At 61.1% G+C, this 17,612-nt stretch carries 18 protein-coding genes and 1 other RNA gene; 12 read left to right on the forward strand and 7 right to left on the reverse strand.

The features are described from left to right. Positions 1-139: 139 nt before the first annotated feature. From NXC14_RS18320 to NXC14_RS18330, 3 genes are all read right to left on the reverse strand, one after another. The gene (locus NXC14_RS18320) at positions 140-2,254 is read right to left on the reverse strand and encodes a mechanosensitive ion channel family protein (RefSeq protein WP_085779343.1); all 2,115 of its coding nucleotides are present in this window, start codon (positions 2,252-2,254) and stop codon (positions 140-142) included. Between the two features lie 201 nt (positions 2,255-2,455). After that, positions 2,456-3,487, reverse strand: coding sequence for a phosphogluconate dehydrogenase (NAD(+)-dependent, decarboxylating) (gene gnd / locus NXC14_RS18325; RefSeq protein WP_085779344.1), 1,032 nt, complete (start codon positions 3,485-3,487; stop codon positions 2,456-2,458). Between the two features lie 112 nt (positions 3,488-3,599). Then, on the reverse strand, positions 3,600-4,082 hold the full coding sequence (locus tag NXC14_RS18330; protein ID WP_085779345.1) for an SRPBCC domain-containing protein: 483 nt from the start codon (positions 4,080-4,082) through the stop codon (positions 3,600-3,602). 55 nt (positions 4,083-4,137) lie between these two features. Between NXC14_RS18330 and NXC14_RS18335 the strand changes: the two genes are divergently transcribed. The 4 genes from NXC14_RS18335 (at position 4,138) to NXC14_RS33050 (ending at position 6,403) form a co-directional block, all read left to right on the forward strand. Then, the gene (locus NXC14_RS18335) at positions 4,138-4,473 is read left to right on the forward strand and encodes a metalloregulator ArsR/SmtB family transcription factor (protein WP_085779346.1); all 336 of its coding nucleotides are present in this window, start codon (positions 4,138-4,140) and stop codon (positions 4,471-4,473) included. Positions 4,474-4,549: 76 nt separating this feature from the next. Then, entirely contained in the window at positions 4,550-5,086 is a 537-nt protein-coding gene (locus NXC14_RS18340) for a helix-turn-helix transcriptional regulator (protein ID WP_085779347.1), read from the forward strand. 98 nt (positions 5,087-5,184) lie between these two features. Further along, on the forward strand, positions 5,185-6,168 hold the full coding sequence (locus tag NXC14_RS18345) for an NAD(P)-dependent oxidoreductase (protein ID WP_085779348.1): 984 nt from the start codon (positions 5,185-5,187) through the stop codon (positions 6,166-6,168). 13 nt (positions 6,169-6,181) lie between these two features. Next, positions 6,182-6,403, forward strand: a complete 222-nt coding sequence (locus NXC14_RS33050) for a hypothetical protein (protein WP_198175535.1) — start codon at positions 6,182-6,184, stop codon at positions 6,401-6,403. A gap of 64 nt (positions 6,404-6,467) precedes the next feature. Here the strand turns inward: NXC14_RS33050 and ssrS are convergent. The 3 genes from ssrS to NXC14_RS18360 form a co-directional block, all read right to left on the reverse strand. Then, positions 6,468-6,626, reverse strand: a non-coding RNA gene (ssrS, locus tag NXC14_RS18350) — 6S RNA. 69 nt (positions 6,627-6,695) lie between these two features. Beyond that, positions 6,696-7,073, reverse strand: coding sequence for a cell division protein ZapA (locus NXC14_RS18355; protein WP_085779349.1), 378 nt, complete (start codon positions 7,071-7,073; stop codon positions 6,696-6,698). A 16-nt stretch (positions 7,074-7,089) separates the two neighbouring features. Further along, entirely contained in the window at positions 7,090-7,365 is a 276-nt protein-coding gene (locus NXC14_RS18360) for a DUF4164 domain-containing protein (protein ID WP_011426717.1), read from the reverse strand. Positions 7,366-7,697: 332 nt separating this feature from the next. Between NXC14_RS18360 and tkt the strand changes: the two genes are divergently transcribed. The 8 genes from tkt (at position 7,698) to NXC14_RS18395 (ending at position 17,413) form a co-directional block, all read left to right on the forward strand. Next, the gene (gene tkt / locus NXC14_RS18365) at positions 7,698-9,671 is read left to right on the forward strand and encodes a transketolase (RefSeq protein ID WP_085779350.1); all 1,974 of its coding nucleotides are present in this window, start codon (positions 7,698-7,700) and stop codon (positions 9,669-9,671) included. A gap of 84 nt (positions 9,672-9,755) precedes the next feature. Then, on the forward strand, positions 9,756-10,766 hold the full coding sequence (gap, locus tag NXC14_RS18370; protein ID WP_085780185.1) for a type I glyceraldehyde-3-phosphate dehydrogenase: 1,011 nt from the start codon (positions 9,756-9,758) through the stop codon (positions 10,764-10,766). Positions 10,767-10,895: 129 nt separating this feature from the next. Next, positions 10,896-11,210, forward strand: a complete 315-nt coding sequence (locus tag NXC14_RS18375) for a hypothetical protein (protein ID WP_085779351.1) — start codon at positions 10,896-10,898, stop codon at positions 11,208-11,210. A 165-nt stretch (positions 11,211-11,375) separates the two neighbouring features. Further along, positions 11,376-11,552 carry a hypothetical protein gene (locus NXC14_RS33055; protein ID WP_198175465.1) on the forward strand — a complete coding sequence of 59 codons (177 nt, stop codon included), beginning with the start codon at positions 11,376-11,378 and terminating at the stop codon, positions 11,550-11,552. A gap of 400 nt (positions 11,553-11,952) precedes the next feature. Further along, positions 11,953-13,827 (forward strand): potassium/proton antiporter, encoded by a 1,875-nt coding sequence (locus tag NXC14_RS18380; RefSeq protein ID WP_085779352.1) that lies wholly within the window; start codon positions 11,953-11,955, stop codon positions 13,825-13,827. Between the two features lie 70 nt (positions 13,828-13,897). Further along, positions 13,898-15,100 (forward strand): phosphoglycerate kinase, encoded by a 1,203-nt coding sequence (locus NXC14_RS18385; RefSeq protein ID WP_198175466.1) that lies wholly within the window; start codon positions 13,898-13,900, stop codon positions 15,098-15,100. 222 nt (positions 15,101-15,322) lie between these two features. Then, positions 15,323-16,348 (forward strand): class I fructose-bisphosphate aldolase, encoded by a 1,026-nt coding sequence (locus NXC14_RS18390; RefSeq protein WP_085779354.1) that lies wholly within the window; start codon positions 15,323-15,325, stop codon positions 16,346-16,348. 141 nt (positions 16,349-16,489) lie between these two features. Next, the gene (locus NXC14_RS18395) at positions 16,490-17,413 is read left to right on the forward strand and encodes a PhzF family phenazine biosynthesis protein (protein WP_085779355.1); all 924 of its coding nucleotides are present in this window, start codon (positions 16,490-16,492) and stop codon (positions 17,411-17,413) included. A 27-nt stretch (positions 17,414-17,440) separates the two neighbouring features. Here NXC14_RS18395 and NXC14_RS33060 read toward each other — a convergent pair whose 3' ends face one another. Continuing rightward, the gene (locus NXC14_RS33060) at positions 17,441-17,605 is read right to left on the reverse strand and encodes a hypothetical protein (protein WP_184455040.1); all 165 of its coding nucleotides are present in this window, start codon (positions 17,603-17,605) and stop codon (positions 17,441-17,443) included. Positions 17,606-17,612: the final 7 nt, after the last annotated feature.

Here is a 17,612-nt window from a genome sequence, read left to right on the forward strand (position 1 = left end):
TGCCGACGCTACCCAACCCCGCCGCCTGCGCCTCAATCATCTTCAATTGGGGCGAATTTGCGCAGGAATACCTGATGGCACATTGCATTTTCGTAAGCTTGAATGCCTTGCGGCGGTAATGAGGTTCAGGTGGCGGCATTCATGCAGCCGGTTCGCCGTTGGCTCGCATATGAGAAGCGTAACGCGCGACGGCAGCCTCCAAATCGGCCTCTCGATCGCCCGCCACCTGCACCGTCGGCACGGCGAACTCGATGCCGCTTTCCTTGAAGGCGTTGCGGATCATCGCCAGTGCGTTGCGTCGGATGACGAATTGCTCGCCGGGCTTCGTCATCATCGACAGGCGGATCTCGATCGCGAATTCTCCGAATTGCTCGACGCCCTTCATCTTCAGTGTCTCGATGATGTGCGGGCCGAATTCCGGGTTTTCGAGCAGTGTCTGGCCGATCTGCTTGATCACCTTCTTCGCCTTAACGAGATCGGTGTCGTATTTGACGTTTAGGCTGATCTTGTCGATCGTCCAGTCGCGATTCAAGTTCTTCACCGCGCCGAGTTCGCCGAACGGCACTGTTGTCAGCGGCCCGCGATGATGTCTGAGCTTCACCGATCGCAGGCTGAAGGCTTCGACGACGCCCTTGTGGCTGCCGCTTTCGATATATTCGCCGACGCGGAAAGCATCGTCCCAGAGATAGAACATGCCGCTGATGACGTCCTTGACGATCGTCTGGGCGCCGAAGCCGACGGCAACGCCGACGACCCCGGCTCCGGCAATCAGCGGCCCGATCTCGATGCCGAGGCCGGAGAGCACCATCAGAACCGCGATGACAGCGATAACCACGGCAAGGATATTGCGGAAGATCGGCAGCAGCGTCTGGATCCGCGCATGTTTCGCCTTTTCCTCGTCCGTCGCGGTACCATCCAGGGGTGAATCGAGCAGCTTGCCGTCAATATAGGCTTTGACGACGTGCCAGAGCAGATCAGCCGCAAGCAGGATGACAATGCCTCCGATGACGCCGCGAGCGATCTTGTCGACCATCTTGTCGCCGGCAGCCATCGTGTCAGCGCCGACACCAAGCAATCGACCGAGCCAGATTGCCGCGATTGCGATGATCAGCGCACGCACACCGCGATCAAGCAACACGGTGGCGATGCGGCGCGTTGCAAGGAAACTCGCCTCGGTCTGCCGCAGCGATTTCACCGCGATCGTCGCGACGGCGAGCACCCGCGGCAGCATCAGCACATAGATGCCGAGCCAGAGCAGCCAGTTGAAGCCGGTGACCCAGAGGCCCCAGAGCAGCAGGAAATAAACGGTGAGCGTCCAGGAAATCTCGTGACCGCGCTTCTCGTCCTTATGAGGCCGCGACCAGACCGCCTCGATGGCGATCAGCAGCAGTCCAATGCCGAGAATGTACCCCACAAACAGCCGGGCGCTCGGGGAAAAGCCGAGCGGCTCCATCGACTGAATGGCCGCCCAGCCAAAGATAAAATAGATGACGAAGGTTGCAGAGCGGCGATACCAGAAGAGTGCGACGGCACGTCCCGGCATGGTCGGCGCGGGGACGCCCTGCCGTTCTTCCTCGGCTCGCGCCAGTCCGATGAGATCGACCAGCACACCGCCGAGGCAGATTGTAAAACGCTGGACGATCAGCGCAACGACACAGACGATCGCGATACTCTGGCTGAGCGGCGGCCAGTAGAGGCTGAGCAGCGTCAACACAGTCGCCGCCGCGAAGATCAGTGCCGGGATGACGCGTGGCGCCAGATGCATGCCTGCCATCTGAGCCAGACGGCGACGGCGGCGGCGGAAGGCATAACGGGCAATGCTTTCAATGATCGCGCCCAGCAGAAAGATCGCCAGGAACTGGGCGATCATACGGACCCGACCAGTGGCGGCGATTTCGCCGAAAAGCAGCGAGGATACATTGCTAATCTGCGAGGGCAGCGTCATCGCGGCATCGGAAACCATCGAGACATGACGACGGGAATGCTGCAGCAAACCCGACAAGACGGACATCTGGTTTTCCGCCGCTGTATCGCCCGCGGGCGTCGCCGCCATCTGGGTCGACATCCATTGCTTCACCTCGGGCGTCTGCATGAGCTGCATTATCTCACGCACCTGGGCCGGCGGGTTGGCCGCGGCTGGCGCTTGCGCCGGCTGGGCCTGGGCAAAGCTGGGCGAAGCCACGGAGAAAAGCGCAATGAATGCCAATATGCCCGATATGGCGGCCGTCAAGCCGCCTGCCCTGTCACGCTTCACGACCGCCCTCCAACGAAGTGTCGGCGCTTGCACGAAACGAGGCCGACATCTTGCAATGGATACTCGCGACTGCTGCCGCCAGCAAGCGGTAGAAAAACCATGCCGATGGCTAGGAACAGCCGCGGCTGTCGCCTGCCCGAGCCACGCCTTCAATCCGCCATTTACGGGGCGACGGTCGCCTTGGACTCAGTGAAGGGAGCCTCAGGATTTCGAAGCCGGCTTTTCCACGTGGCCTCCGAAACCCGCCCGCATTGCCGACAGCACCTTATTGGCAAACTCGTCATTGTCGCGCGAGGAGAAGCGGCCGTAGAGCGCCGCACTCAGCACCGGCGTCGGCACGCTTTCATCGATTGCCGCCATGATCGTCCAGCGGCCCTCGCCGCTATCCGAGACCCGCCCGGCAAATTTCGAAAGTGCGGGGTCGGCATGCAGTGCATCGGCGGTGAGATCAAGCAGCCAGGAGGTGATGACGCTGCCGCGGCGCCAGACTTCCGCGACATCCTGCAGATTGAAGTCGTATTGGAAATGTTCGGGATGTGCGAGCGGCGCAGTTTCCGCATCGGCATCATGCGAAGCGGCGCCGATATTGGCATGTTTCAGAATGTTGAGGCCCTCGGCATAGGCGGCCATCAAACCGTACTCGATGCCGTTATGCACCATCTTGACGAAATGGCCGGCGCCATGCGGGCCGCAATGCAGATAGCCCTGTTCCGCGGTGCTGGCCGCGGCCGCCTCGGCGCTGCGGTTCGGCGAGGCCTCCGTCTTGCCGGCCCCTGGCGCCAGCGTCGCGAAGATCGGCGAAAGGTGCTGGACGATGCCCTTTTCGCCGCCGATCATCAGGCAATAGCCACGCTCCAGGCCGAAGACGCCGCCGCTGGTACCGACGTCGACATAATGAATGCCCTTGGTGATCAGCTCAGCGCCGCGGCGGATGTCGTCATGATAGTAGGAATTGCCGCCATCAATGACGATATCGCCGTTCTGCAGCAGCGGCACCAGGCTCGCCAGCACCTTGTCGACGATCGCCGCCGGCAGCATCAGCCAGATCGCACGCGGATGCGTGAGCTTCGAGACGAATTCCTCCAGCGAAGCGCTGCCGGTCGCGCCGAGACCTGCCAAATCGGCAACGCTTTCGGGCCTGGTGTCGTAGACGACGCATTCGTGACCGCCCCGCATCAGGCGCTGGACCATATAATTGCCCATGCGGCCCAAACCGACCATACCAAGCTGCATAATGAATCTCCTGGAAACCGAGATGAAGTATCGACTCCGGAAACTAGCACCCGCAGTGTGACAGGCAAGCAAAGTCTGGCGATGGCCGCCGATCTCCTTCGAGACAGCCTCGTCAGACATCCGGGGCGCTGGCCGGCTCGCCCTTCATCTCGCTGAGATACATGCCGTCGCGCAAATTGATGCCGTATTCGACGAAGGCCTTCATGCTGCAAAGCATCTGCGTCCAGCCTTCGCAGTTGAGATAGGTGCCGCGCCGGCCGGCCTCGTCCTCGCGCCAGCCGTTCTCGGCAATCGTCACCAGCGTGCCGCCGTCCTCCAGCGGCTTGAAATTCATTTCCACCAGCGTCTTATACCTTGTCTTGTCCTCAGCGGTGCCGCCGTCCCAGCGAAGCACGATGCGGCTTTCCGGCACAAGCTCAACAACCTCGACCGGCGCATCCTTCCACCAGGTTACTGTCGTGCCTTGAACGAGCGGGGCGCTCGCCCCGCCGATCGTGGTGAAATAGCTGCTGAGCTTCTTCGGGTTGACGACGGCATCGAACACTTCGGCAACAGGACGGCCGATCCGGCCGGAAACGCGGATTCCGAGAGACATGGCACTTCTCCTCTTCTCCATTGTGCCTGATGCCATTATGTTATAAAAATATAACATGTCAAGTGAATCAACCGACAACTCTGTCTTCAAGGCGCTAGCGCATCATCGCCGCCGCGAGATTCTCGACCTGCTCAAGGACGCGCCCCGCACCACCGGAACGCTTTGCGAAATGTTTCCGGAAATGGACCGCTGCACGGTGATGCAGCATCTGAAGGTGCTTGAGGAAGCGGATCTGATCATCGTCAGAAAGGAGGGCCGCGAACGCTGGAACCACCTGAACAGCCTGCCGATCAAGCATATCTACGACCGCTGGATCAGCGCCTATGCAGGTCATGCCCTGTCGATCCTCGATCAGCTAAGAAGCGATCTCGAAGACCAGCCGGAACAATGATCCGGCGTGAGGATCGGCTTGCCTTCCGGCCCGCCGAACTCCTATCCTGGCAGAGATGCATGGGAGCTCACGACAAATGACGATATCAGGAGCCGGCATACGCCGCATGCGGTTGCTGCGCAGCATGAAGCAGCAGCACCTTGCGGAACTCCTCGGCGTCAACCAAGCGACCGTCTCGCGCTGGGAGCGCGGCCAGCTTGGACCCTCGCCCGAACAGGCCGTCAAGCTGGAGCGGATCTTCGCCTCGCCGCAACATGCTGCGGCCGACGCGGCTTTAAGGCGCCTGGTCGAGGATTCCGTCCGGCCTGTACATCTGATCTGCGATAGCACCCATCGGCTGCTATCTGCCTCTCGCTCGCGGCAGGCGGAATGGCGCGCCCCGCTCAGCACTTTTGTCGGCCGCTCTCTTTTCTCTTACGCTTCCACCGAGATCGCGGCCGCCGAACAGTCTCTGGAGGTAAGAGGCTGGCACGAGGGCAGGCTGCTGTCGTTGACCTTCGATACCGGCGCCAACGGCAATGCACGCCTGCCGATTGCCCCCGGCCGCGTCACCTGGGAGCGGATCAGGCTTTCCGACGGCAGCGCTGGCCGCCTCGTCACCACAATCCGCTGAGCCTGCAGCTTTCCTGCATGCCCATGCATAATTTATGCGTTGTCCCACGACACCGGTCTTTATAGGGTCCGCCGCCGACACGGTCAGGAGAGGATGCGATGACGATATTGGTGACGGGAAGCGCAGGCCATCTCGGCGAGGCGCTGATGCGCAGCTTGAGAGCTCAGAGCCGGTGGGCGCGGGGCATCGACATCAAGCCATCGGCTTTTACCGATATGGTTGGTTCCATCGGTGACCGAGGCTTCATCCGGCGGGCGATGTCGGGCATCAGCCATGTCGTCCATGCCGCGACACTCCACAAGCCGCATGTGGCGACCCACGGCAATCGCGATTTCCTCGACACCAATGTCGGCGGCACGCTGAACCTGCTTGAAGAGGCGACCGCCGCGGGCGTTGCAAGCTTCGTCTTCACCAGCACCACCAGCGCCTTCGGTGCCGCATTGACGCCGGCCGCCGGCGAACCTGCCGCGTGGGTCACCGAGGACGTGCCTCCTATAGCGAAGAATATCTACGGCGTGACGAAGCTCGCCGCCGAAGGCGTCTGCGAACTCTTCGCCCGCAAATTCCGCCTGCCTGTCGTCATCCTCAGAACATCGCGTTTCTTTCCCGAAAGCGATGATGATCCCGAGATTCGCAACAGCTATTCGGCGGAAAATGCGCAGGCCAACGAGTTGCTTCATCGCCGCGTCGATATCAGCGACGTGGTCGGCGCCCATTTGCTGGCGCTCGAAAAGGCACCGGCGATCGGCTTCGGCCGCTATATCATCTCGGCCACGACGCCGTTTCTATCGGGCGACGTTGCTGAGCTCAGGCGTGACGCGCCTGCTGTCGTCGAGCGGCTGTTTCCAGGTGCAAACGCCCTTTACGCCGAACGCGGCTGGAAAATGTTCCCGACGCTCGATCGCGTCTACGTCAACGAACGCGCAAGGCGCGAACTTGGCTGGCAGCCGCGCTATGATTTCCGTTTCGTGGTCGACTGCCTGCGCGAGCGCCGGGAATGGCGAAGCCCATTGGCGATCGACGTCGGCTCCAAGGGCTATCATGACGAAGTCTTCGCTGAAGGACCCTATCCGGTCGCCTGAGATAAGACGCTGAATGCCGGGATCGCAAAGCGTCATCGAAGCCATGGGCCTTGCAAGCGTTCTCAATCCGCAGTCGCCGGACGATTACTTCCTGTTTGTCGCCAACGACAACGACTTCCTCACACAGGATGGCTTCCAGGTGGGCGCAGCCTACAAGGCGGACGCGGCGCCGACGTCGACACGATGTTCCAGGTCTTCCAGGTCACCCTTCCCTGAAGAAATAAGGACATCTTGAAAGGGGCGGACGTGCAACTCACGTTCGCTCCTGCATCCGGCGCCCTGCCAACGATAAAGAGAAAGTGCGATCCACGACGACCGATGGATGTTTACGATCCTGGGCGCCTACAAACGTAGGTGGGCACCGTGTGTCCAGGCCCACGAGCCCGGACAGGGACAGCTCCCTTTGGATCGAGTATGGCCCCAGGGATTGTGGTTCCTGTCGAGAGGCGCAGACCGCATCGCGATATATAAGGTCGTTTGCATCGGCGCGCCAGTGGCGACCGCAGCCCGACTCTATTTAATTGACATCAATTGAGTTCGGGGGCGGCCCGGCCATTCAGCTTGTCGGTGATGCCGCGAATGCGGCTCGACACCTCGCCGAGCGCCGCCGCGAGGCTTTCCTCGGTGCGGGCAGTCGCGGCAAGCACGGTGTCGCGGTTGCCGCGCAGCGACTCGAGCTCGGTTTCCAGCTCCGCGATGCGACGTGTCAGCTCGGCAATCTCATCCATGATCATGATACCGGCCATGACGGTGATCCGGAGATCGCCGATCTCACCGAACTGGCCCTTGAGATGGCCGACATAGCTGTCGAAACGGGTGGCGAGGTCGGTCAGATGATCCTCCTGCCCTTCCTCGCAGGCCATCCGATAGGCCTTGCCGTCGATCGTTACCGTCACCTGCGCCATATCAAATTCTCTCTCATCAGCGGTCCAGAACCGCGCGGATCGTCTCCATGGCCGTCACCAGCCGCCGCGATACCTCACGATTGACCTCTTCCAGCCGGTTGGCGCGAAACTCGGCCTGATCGAGCTCCTGGGCTAGACGGGAGCGGTCGGCATGCACACGTCGCACCTCGCCCTCGATCTCACCCTGCTCTCGCTGCCGCTCAATGCGCATGTCGACGGCGTTTTCGAGGCTCGAAATCGCCTGTCTCAATTCGTCCAGCGCTGCTTCCATGGTTTTGCCTGTGGGCATCATGCCTTTCCGATTCCCGTGCAGGACCTGCGAATCGGCCACATCTGCCGATCTTTTGATTTCAAGAGGATATGCAGCTCGCCAACGGCCCGTCAATAAATCCCGTCACCCGGCGGCCTGCCTATCTGTGGATGAACGTTTGGGCAGGCCCGCCGTGCCGCTTTGGTCTTTTGTAAAGTTGCGCGAGCAAATGTCAAAAAATTGCCGCAGGCCGCTGGGTTTTGCCCGGCCATTGATTGACTCGCCAGCCCCAACTGCTATGTGTCAGCCGCTTTCACTCGATGGTCTTGGAGGCTCGAGGCCATCCCCCGACACCCGGAGCTTGCAGAAAAGCCATGACCTCTCTCCAACAAAACGACCGGATGGCGAACGCGATCCGTTTCCTCGCCATGGACGCCGTGGAAAAGGCGAATTCCGGCCACCCTGGTATGCCGATGGGCATGGCTGATGTGGCGACGGTCCTGTTCACCAAATATCTGCGCTTCGACCCCAAGAAGCCGCATTGGCCAAACCGCGACCGCTTCGTGCTGTCAGCCGGCCATGGCTCGATGCTGCTCTACTCGCTGCTGTATCTGACCGGTTATCCCGACATGACGATCGAGGACCTGAAGCAGTTCCGTCAGGTCGGCTCCAAGACCGCCGGCCACCCTGAATACGGCCACGCAACCGGCATCGAGACCACCACCGGGCCGCTCGGCCAGGGCATCGCCAATGCGGTCGGCATGGCGATCGCCGAACGCAAGCTGCGTGAGGAATTCGGTGCGGACCTCCAGGACCACTACACCTACGTGATCAATGGCGACGGCTGCCTGATGGAGGGCATCAGCCATGAAGCCATCGCCCTTGCCGGCCACCTGAAGCTCAACAAGCTGATCCTCTTCTGGGACAACAACTCGATCACCATCGACGGCGCCGTCTCGCTGTCGGACTCGACCGATCAGATCGCCCGCTTCAAAGCCGTTCACTGGAACACGATCGAGATCGACGGCCACGATCAGGCCGCCATCGCCGATGCGATCGAAGCCGCTCACAAGTCCGATCGTCCGACCTTCATCGCCTGCAAGACGGTGATCGGCTTCGGCGCCCCGAACAAGGCCGGCAGCCACAAGGTTCACGGCAGCCCGCTCGGTGCCGATGAGATCGCAGCCACCCGCAAGGCGCTGAATTGGGAGTACGAGCCCTTCGTCATCCCCTCCGATCTTCTCGATGAATGGCGCGCGGCCGGCACCCGCTCCGACAACATCGTCAAGGCATGGGAAGAAACGCTTGCCAAGTCGCCTGCCAAGGCCGAGTTCACCCGCCGTTTTGCCGGCGATCTGCCCGAAGGTTTCGACAAGGCGATCGACGATTACAAGAAGAAGCTCGCGGAAACCAAGCCGACGGTTGCGACCCGCAAGGCATCGGAAGACGCGCTTGAAATCATCAACGGTTTCGTGCCGGAAACGCTCGGCGGTTCCGCCGACCTGACGCCGTCGAACAACACCAAGACCAGCCAGATGGTCTCCATCACCCCGACGGACTTCAAGGGCCGTTATATGCACTGGGGTATCCGCGAGCACGGCATGGCATCTGCCATGAACGGCATTTCGCTGCACGGCGGTCTCATCCCTTATGGCGGCGGCTTCATGATCTTCTCGGATTATTGCCGCCCGCCGATCCGCCTCTCGGCTCTGATGGGCATTCGCGTCATCCACGTCCTGACCCATGACTCGATTGGCGTTGGCGAAGATGGCCCGACTCACCAGCCGGTCGAGCAGATCGCCGGGCTGCGCGCCGTTCCGAACCTGCAGGTCTTCCGTCCGGCCGACGCCGTCGAGACGGCGGAATGCTGGCAGATCGCCATGAAGAGCAAGAACCGCCCGTCCGCGCTGGCTCTCACCCGCCAGAACCTGACGACCGTCCGCACAGAGTATAATGCGAAGAACCTCTGCGAACTCGGCGCCTACACGCTTGCCGGCAATGCCGATGCCAAGGTGACGATCTTCGCTTCGGGCTCCGAGGTCGAAATCGCCGTTGCCGCCCGCGCAACTCTGGAAGCCAGGGGCGTTTCGGTGCGTGTCGTCTCGGTGCCCTGCACGGAACTGTTCTTCGAGCAGCCGGACGCCTACCGCAAGGACGTGCTCGGCAACTCACCGGTCAAGATTGCCGTCGAAGCCGCCGTTCGCGAAGGCTGGGACGCCTTCATCGGACCGGAAGGCAGCTTCATCGGCATGAAGGGTTTTGGCGCGTCTGGTCCGGTCAAGGACGTTTACAAGCATTTCGGCATCACCGCCGACGCTGTCGTTGCGGCCGCCGAAGCAAAGCTTTAATGAGAGCGCCTTGAGGCGCTCTCCATCTCCTCAATTCCAGGCCGCCCGGCCTATCGGGCCCTATTCTATCGGGAGTGAATGAACATGACAGTCAAGGTTGCCATCAATGGTTTCGGCCGCATCGGCCGTAACGTCCTCCGCGCTATCGTCGAATCCGGCCGTACCGACATCGAGGTCGTCGCCATCAACGACCTCGGTCCGGTCGAGACCAATGCGCATCTGCTGCGTTACGACTCGATCCACGGCAAGTTCCCGGCCGAGGTGAAGGTCGAAGGCGACACGATCATCGTCGGCGGCGGCAAGCCGATCAAGGTCACCGCGATCAAGGATCCGGCAACGCTGCCGCACCGCGAGCTCGGCGTCGATATCGCCATGGAATGCACCGGCATCTTCACCGCCCGCGACAAGGCTGCCGCCCACCTGACGGCCGGCGCCAAGCGCGTCATCGTCTCGGCTCCCGCCGACGGCGCTGACCTGACTGTCGTTTTCGGCGTCAACCATGACCAGCTCACCAAGGAGCACATGGTCATCTCCAACGCCTCCTGCACCACCAATTGCCTGGTGCCGGTCGTGAAGGTTCTCGACGACGCCGTCGGCATCGACCACGGCTTCATGACGACGATCCACTCCTACACCGGCGACCAGCCGACGCTCGACACGATGCACAAGGACCTGTATCGCGCCCGCGCTGCCGCCCTCTCCATGATCCCGACCTCGACGGGCGCCGCCAAGGCAGTCGGCCTCGTGCTGCCGCACCTCAAGGGCAAGCTCGACGGCACCTCGATCCGCGTTCCCACCCCGAACGTCTCGGTCGTCGACTTCAAGTTCGTCTCCAAGAAGGCCACGACAGTCGGCGAAATCAACGAAGCCATCAAGGCTGCCTCCATCGGCAAGCTGAAGGGCATCCTCGGTTACACCGACGAGCCCCTCGTCTCCCGCGACTTCAACCACGACAGCCACTCCTCGATCTTCGCAACCGATCAGACCAAGGTCATGGAAGGCAATTTCGTGCGCGTCCTGTCCTGGTACGACAACGAGTGGGGCTTCTCCAGCCGCATGTCGGATACGGCCGTGGCCTTCGCCAAGCTCATCTGAGCGCCCGACTATCGAAAATCGCAGACGGCCCGGGAAACCGGGCCGTTTTGTTATAGGCGTCCGAAGCCGGTGATGGCATTGTTGATAACCCCGGAGCCGCAGTCGCACCCGGGGAGATAAGAGGGATGGATGGATTATTTTACCGTTGAAATCGCCGGTCGCGCCGTTGCCAGCTTCCGTTCGAAAAACCATGAGGAAGCGACGCATTTCTTCGAGGCAGAAGATTTTCGCGACGACCTGACCATCCTTGAGTCCGAGGGCAAGCCCCTGTGGGACCGCAAGGCGACGCTCAGCCTGCGAAAGGCGACTGCTGAAGAAGCAAGCGAAGTCGAGCACGCCTATGAATTCGACGACGATCCGGAAAGGACCATCGACGACGAGTTCGTGGTTTTCCTGGTCCCGGTCGAAGAACTGACCGACGAGGGTGAGGACACCGAAGACTGACAGTCGATATGTATCGGCCTTCCAAGTTTAAAAGCCAATCTCGAAGCGACGATTTCGCTGCGGCCGCGGGACGGAATCACGGTTGGCAATCCCCTGCCCAAGCGTGATAAACTGAAGGGTGCATCACGTTGCACAATGGCTGATTGATCCAAGCGGAGGCGATAAATGGCAGAGGTGCAAAAACGCTTGCCCCACAGCACCCTCAAGCGGCGGCAGCGGTTTCACCCCAAGCGGGACGTCCGACCTGCCGTGCTGGCAAAGGCCAATCGTCTGGTCGTCCGGGTCGCCGCGTTCATCGGTGTTGCGTTTCTCGCCGTCATCATACTTCAGGCGGTGTTTTGATAGCGGAGCAATGGCCGGCCACATAGCCACAGTCGGCTCATCGCCGCAGACTATTCGCTTCATCGGGCAAAGCCAAACCGGCCGCGCGGAGGAATGTGTCCTATACTATTGCGATCTATGGGTAGCTGCAGGAAAAATCGATCGTACCGTCTTTCGCCCTGCTCTTGCCTGATTTTCTTATACATTCTTTGTAGAGAGTTTCTCCCGTAGCATTTCCGTGTCGGTGTCCGGCAGCCGTTCAGCAGCATGATGCAGCACGAGACGAGGTTAAGCCGCAAGGCCTACCCTTCTATGCCGGTTTGCCGTTTACTGATGGATCGACGTGGAATGGAGGGGTTGAGACAGGCGGATCGGTCGGGGGTGGCCACATCCGCGAAGGATTCGATAGAAAGGGGTGGGCATGGAAGCGTTCTATATCGTGGTGCTGGTCGCGACGGCGCTCGTGCTTCTTGCCGCTTTTTCGAGCCTGCTCGCCTTCCGCTTCGGCGCCCCGCTGCTGCTGCTCTTCCTGATGATCGGCCTTGCCGCTGGCGTCGACGGGCTCGGCATCGAATTCAGCAACAACTATCTCGCCTATATTCTCGGTTCTATTGCTCTCGCGGTCATCCTGTTCGATTCCGGCTTCGGCACGCCGATGCAGGCCTTTCGGCTCGCGGCCGTGCCTTCTCTGACGCTCGCCTCGGTCGGCGTTCTGATCACCGCCTCCCTCTTTGCCGTCGCTGCCATGTGGCTGTTGAACTTCACCTGGCTCGAAGGCCTGCTGCTCGGTTCGATCGTCGCATCGACGGATGCCGCCGCCGTCTTCTTCCTGCTGCGCATCGGCGGCATCAACATCCGCGATAAGGTGCGCTCGACGTTGGAAGTCGAATCCGGCACCAACGACCCGATGGCGATCTTCCTCACCATCGCCCTTGTCGAGGTCTTGGCGAGCGGCGAGCGTTATGCCGGCATCAATATCGGCATGCTCGCCATGTTCGTGCAGCAGATGGGGCTCGGCGTAATCCTCGGCCTGCTCGGCGGCATGATGATCGTGTTGATCGTCAGCAAGCTCGATACAGATCGTGGCCTAACGCCGATCTTCGTGCTGGCGCTTGCACTTCTCGTCTTCTCCTTCGCCGGCGCAGTCGGCGGCAGCGGCTTCCTCGCCGTCTATGTCGCCGGCATCTACGCCGGAAACCGGAGAATGCAGGCGCTCGGCACCATCAAACGCTTCCAGGACGGCATGACCTGGCTGGCGCAGATCATCATGTTCCTGGTGCTCGGCCTGCTCGCCACTCCATCACAATTTCCCGCCATCGTCATACCGGCCATCCTGCTTGCCCTCTTCCTGATCTTCATTGCCCGACCACTGGCAATCTGGCTGTCGCTGCTTCCATTCGATTATACGCAGCAGGAGATCGGTTTCGTCGCCTGGGTTGGCCTGCGCGGCGCCGTCTCCATTTTGCTTGCTATCATGCCCATCCTCGGCGGCCTGGAAAACGGTCAGCTCTTCTTCAACACCGCCTTCATCATTGTGTTGGTTTCCCTGCTCGTCCAGGGCTGGACGATCAAGCCAATCGCCAAGAAGCTCGGTCTGATCATTCCGCCGCGCATCGGCGCCGTTGACAAGGTCGAGGTCGATCTTCCGGGCGCTGCCAACCATGAGCTTCTCTCCTACCGTGTCATCAAGGATAGCCCGGTTTTGCGCGGCGAGCGCATTCCGCGATGGGCTACCCCTTCGCTTGTCATTCGCGACGGCAAGTCAATGCGTTATCAGTATGCCGGGCGGCTGCGCGAAAACGATCTGATCTATCTCTTCATCGTGCCGAGTTATTCCCGGCTGCTCGACCGGCTCTTCGCCAGCCGGGCGCCGGTGGACGAGGATGATGCCGAATTCTTCGGCGCCTTCGCGCTCTCGCCTGCCCGTCCCGCCGCCGATCTCGATGCCGCCTATGGGCCCGGCCTGCTCAACGAATCCGAGAAAGGCCTGACGATCGCGGAACTGATGCGGCAGCGCCTCGGCGGCAAGGCCGATTATGCCGATCGCGTCCGTCTCGGCTCGATCATCCTCATCGTCCGCGATCTCGACGAGCACGACCATATCACCTCCGTCGGCATGTCTCTCGAAGCGGTCGAACCCGCCACCACCCTGCCGATCTTCATCAACCTCAAGGACATTATTCAGCGCATCCGCGACCGGTTGAAGGGACGCCGCAACCGCGAAGCGGCGGTCCCCGAAACCATGCCGAAAACATCGGTCGGAGGCGAGAAAGCCAGACGCGAAAACGGTCGCTGAACGCCTTGCGTCTCGAATGATCCTTGCTATGGTCGGCGCGACTTCCGCCAACCAAGACTGGATCTTCCCCATGCCTTCTTTCAAGACCCTCGACGATCTCTCCGACATCAGCGGCAAGCGCGTGCTCATCCGCGTCGACCTCAACGTCCCGGTCAAGGACGGCAAGGTTACTGATACGACGCGCATCGAGCGGGTGGCGCCGACGATCCTCGAACTATCGGGCAAGGGCGCCAAGGTCATCCTGCTTGCTCATTTCGGCCGGCCAAAGGACGGTCCGTCGCCGGATCTGTCGCTGTCGCTAATCGCCCCTTCCGTCGAGGAAGTGCTCGATCATGCCGTGCTGACGGCCTCCGACTGCATCGGCGAGGCCGCCGCCTCCGCCGTTGCCGCAATGAAGAATGGCGATATTCTGCTGCTGGAAAACACCCGCTTTCACAAGGGCGAGGAAAAGAACGATCCTGACTTCACCAAGGCGCTTGCCGCCAATGGCGATATCTATGTCAACGACGCCTTCTCCGCCGCCCACCGCGCCCATGCTTCCACCGAAGGCCTTGCCCACCACCTGCCGGCCTATGCCGGCCGCACCATGCAGGCCGAGCTGGAGGCGCTTGAAAAAGGTCTCGGCAATCCCACCCGTCCCGTCGTCGCAATCGTCGGCGGCGCCAAGGTTTCGACCAAGATCGATCTTTTGATGAATCTCGTGAAGAAGGTCGATGCTCTCGTCATCGGCGGAGGCATGGCCAATACCTTCGTCGCCGCGCGTGGCACCAATGTCGGCAAGTCACTATGCGAGCATGATCTCGCTGAAACCGCCAAGCAGATCATGATCGAGGCCGCGACATCAGGCTGTGCCATCATCCTGCCGGAAGACGGCGTCGTCGCCCGCGAGTTCAAGGCGGGTGCCGCCAATGAGACGGTCGGTATTAACGCAATTCCCGCCGATGCCATGGTGCTCGACGTCGGGCCGCAATCCGTTCAGGCCATCAATGCCTGGATCGAGCGCGCCTCGACGCTCGTCTGGAACGGTCCGCTCGGCGCCTTCGAGATCGAGCCCTTCGATGCCGCAACGGTTGCTGCCGCAAAATACGCCGCCGAGCGCACGGCGGCCGGCAAGCTGACCTCCGTAGCCGGCGGCGGCGATACCGTCTCAGCTCTGAACCATGCCGGCGTTGCCGACGACTTCACCTATGTCTCCACCGCAGGCGGCGCTTTCCTCGAATGGATGGAAGGCAAGGAGTTACCCGGCGTCGCCGTTCTCAACGCCGATAAATGACGCTAAGCGGATTTGGCAGATTTTACATGTGGATAGACCGCGGCGGCGAGAAGCCTTCCGCGGTCTTTTGCTCAAGCGCCGGAAAAATTCTCAGTCTTTCAAACGATTGAAATGATTTCAATCGTTTCAATGACTTAGCCTTCCATTTTCCTCCCTATAAACTTCTGTTATCGCCGTCCTATATTCTTAAACCGCCGATGTTTCATGCTGTGGAGAGAACGAATGAGCGAACGACTGGAAGACATTGCAGTGCAAATGGTTGCAGGCGGCCGGGGACTGCTTGCGGCTGATGAATCGACCTCCACCATCAAGAAGCGTTTCGACACGATCAATCTCGAATCGACCGAAACGAGCCGTCGCGATTACCGCGAGATGCTCTTCCGCTCCGACGAGGCGATGAAGAAATATATTTCCGGCGTCATCCTCTTCGAAGAGACGCTCTTCCAGAAGGCCGCAGACGGCACGCCTTTCGTCGACATCATTCGCGCTGCGGGTTCCATTCCCGGCATCAAGGTCGATACCGGCGCCAAGCCGATGGCCAAGTTCCCGGGCGAAACCATCACCGAAGGCCTCGATGGCCTCGGCGAGCGCCTTGCTCGCTATTATGAGGCCGGCGCCCGTTTCGCCAAGTGGCGCGGCGTCATCGCCATCTCCTCGACGCTGCCTACCCGCGGCTCGGTTCGCGCCAACGCTCAGGCGCTTGCCCGGTACGCGGCCCTCTGCCAGGAAGCCAAGATCGTTCCGATCGTCGAGCCGGAATGCCTGATGGACGGCAAGCCGGGCGACCACAATATCGACCGCTGCGCCGAAGTCACCGAATCCACGCTGCGCATCGTTTTCGAAGAGCTGGCCGAAGCCCGAGTCAGCCTCGAAGGCATGATCCTGAAGCCGAATATGGTCATCGACGGCAAGAACGCCCGCAAGGCCTCTGTCGCCGAGGTCGCGGAGCGCACCGTGCAGGTGCTGAAGCGCACGGTCCCATCAGCGGTTCCGGGCATCGCCTTCCTCTCCGGCGGCCAGTCGACCGAAGAGGCAACCGCACATCTTTCCGCCATCAATGCCACGGCCGACCTGCCCTGGTTCGTCACCTTCTCCTACGGCCGCGCCCTTCAGGACAGTGCGCTCAAGGCCTGGAACGGCAAACCGGAAAATGTCGCCGCCGGCCAGCGCGAATTCACGCACCGCGCCGAAATGAACAGCCTTGCCGCCAAGGGCAGCTGGCAGAAGGATCTGGAAAAGGCAGCCTGATTATAATGGGCCTTTAATCGCCTGCAGGAAGGGCGGCAACGCTATGTTGCCGCCCTTCCTCATTGTCTCGGCGACAAGATAACGCTTCGCCTGACGAAAAATCGTGATTATTCATAAAGGCCCGCCGAAACAGGAGCCGCTATGGATACCATCCCCTACGTCACCGTCGATGTCTTCACCTCCGCGCGTTTCGAGGGTAATCCGCTTGCCGTCATTTCCGATGCGCGCGGGCTCAGCGATGCAGCGATGCAAATGATCGCCACCGAATTTAACTATTCCGAAGTGACCTTCGTCCTGCCGCCGGAGGATCCTCGCAATTCGGCCCGTGTCCGCATCTTCACTCCGACGATGGAAATACCATTCGCCGGTCATCCGAACGTCGGCACCGCCTGTGTACTCGGCCGGCAGGCGGAGATCTTCGGCAAGCCCGTTGGCGAGAAGCTGCGTTTCGAGGAACAGGCTGGCATCGTCGAAGTCGCCCTCAAACGCAGCGGCGGAAAGGTCGCGGCCGCCGCCATCCGCGCGCCGCAGCCGCTGACAATCGGCGATGTCATTGCCGAGGAAACTATCGCCCGCTGCATCGGGCTCGAACCCGGCGCAATCGTCAAGACCAACCACGCCCCGGTCTTTGCCTCGCTCGGTCTGAACTTCGCCATTGCCGAGTTGAGCGGGCTTGAAGCGCTCTCCGCCGCCCGACCGGACCTTGCCGGATTCCAGGCGGCTGCCGGCCACCAGACGACGAGCGGCCATGACTTCTCGCTCTTCGTCTATGTCAGGACATCCGAAGATCCGTGGAATATACGCGCTCGCATGTTCGCGCCGCTCGATAACGTGCCCGAAGACCCCGCGACCGGCAGCGCTTCCGCAGCCCTCGGTGCCTATCTCGTCACACTGACGGCGGAGGCCGACATGAACGTCCGCATCACCATCGAACAGGGCGTGGAAATGGGCCGCCGCAGCATCATCGCCCTTGATGTCACGAAGTGCGATGGCACCGTCACTGACGTCGTCATCTCGGGAAGCTGCGTTTCCGTGATGCGCGGCGAAATCATCCTGCAGAACTGACGGCCACATCGCGGCTTCTGCCGAGGCTTACATCAGGAAGTCGCGCGACAGCAGCGCCACTGCCCATATGCCGAAGGCGATCAGCGCGATCTTCCAGAAATCCATCCGCCGCCTGAGGCCGGGAAGCCCGAGCGGCTTGATCACCTGTATCGCCATGGCAAGGATGAGCAGCAAGGCTATCAGCTTTGTCATGCTTTAT

The sequence above is a fragment of the Rhizobium sp. NXC14 genome (genome assembly GCF_002117485.1).
In the GTDB taxonomy this organism is placed as follows: domain Bacteria; phylum Pseudomonadota; class Alphaproteobacteria; order Rhizobiales; family Rhizobiaceae; genus Rhizobium.